The organism is Variovorax sp. P1_H12_2 (assembly GCF_056405335.1).
Map to the genome: position 1 here is coordinate 1 of NZ_JBFUCI010000741.1, position 1336 is coordinate 1336.

At 63.2% G+C, this 1336-nt stretch carries 1 protein-coding gene and 1 pseudogene; both read right to left on the reverse strand.

Going from position 1 to position 1336, the window contains the following annotated elements:
* The coding region (locus AC1D2K_RS34745) for an enoyl-CoA hydratase/isomerase family protein (RefSeq protein ID WP_478094986.1) at positions 1 to 731 on the reverse strand (731 nt) is incomplete at its 3' end.
* A 1-nt stretch (position 732) separates the two neighbouring features.
* A pseudogene (locus AC1D2K_RS34750) lies at positions 733 to 1336 on the reverse strand (acyl CoA:acetate/3-ketoacid CoA transferase); the annotation flags it as partial.

Consider the following 1336-nt stretch of genomic DNA (forward strand, 5'->3'; position numbering starts at 1 on the left):
GCCTTTTGGTCGGCGGATCCCCAAAGGCGCGCAACTGCCCGCGCTTCCGCCTCCATGCCGGCGCCGACGCTGCTTTGCAGACCGTCGTCGATCACTTGCTTGATGGCGCGAAGCGAGTCCGGCGAACGCGACGCGATGGTTTCCGCCAGCTTCATGGTTTCCTGCAGCAGGTCGGCCGGTGCATGGATCGCGTTCACGAGACCGAGATCGAAACTGCGTTGAGCAGCGACGCGAAGCCCGGACATTGCGATCTGCTTGGCATGCGAAGCGCCGATGAGGCGCGGGAGCCGCTGGGTGCCTCCGAAACCTGGCAGGTTGGCCAGCGTCACCTCGGGCAAGCCGAGCTGTGCGGTCGCGCTGGCGGTTCGGATGTCACAGGCCAGCGCCAACTCGAGTCCGCCACCCAGCGCGAAGCCGTTGATCGCCGCAATCGTGGGCTTGTCGAGGCGCTCCAACCTCGTGAACAGGTCCTGACCCCATCTCATGTGGGCATAGGCGTCTTCGGGCGTAAACCCGATCTGTTCGCTGATGTCGGCTCCCGCGCTGAACGCGCGGTCGCCGGACCCCGTGATCACGACGCATCCCACTTCTTTGTCTCGCGCCGCAGCGCTCAAGGCTTCGTCGAGTTCTTGTAGAAGGGGCTTGCTCAGCGCGTTGTGCCGCTCAACCCGGTTCAGGGTCAGCAGGAGAACGCGACTTTGCGTCGCGTGTTCCTTCAGTACGAGAGGCATGTCAGATCTCCTTCGCAGTTTGGGTAGCCAGGCGCAATCCCATTTGGCGATCCACGAACAGACGCGGGTCCATCGATTTCAGGTTTGCAGAGACGCGCGGCCGGAAGCCCATCTGCTGAATGACGTCTCGTTCCAGATCGAGTCCAGGTGCGACTTCGGTCAAGATGAGACCTTCGTCGTCAAGAGCAAAGACCGCACGCTCGGTGACGTAGGTCACCGGAACCTTCCAGCGGCTTGCGTATTCGCCGCTGAAGGAGATCTGTTCCAGTTCGGGCACGAACTTGGCCGACTTTGCTTCGTGCAGGACCTGTGCGCCCGCTTCCGAGAACGCCAGGTTCTGGCGGCCCGCCTTGAGCGTCCCGACAAACACCACGCGCTTCGCACCTTGGGAGATGTTGACGAACCCCCCAATGCCGGCGATGCGGCCGCCGAACTTGCTCACGTTGACGTTGCCTTTCGCGTCCACCTGCGCGAACGATAGGATGGCGACGTCCAGACCGCCGCCGTCATACCAGTCGAACTGATAGCCGGCGTCGATCATGGCCATCTGATTGCGTGCCAGCCCGAAGTCCGCACCGGATGCCGGAACGCCGCCGATGTGGCCC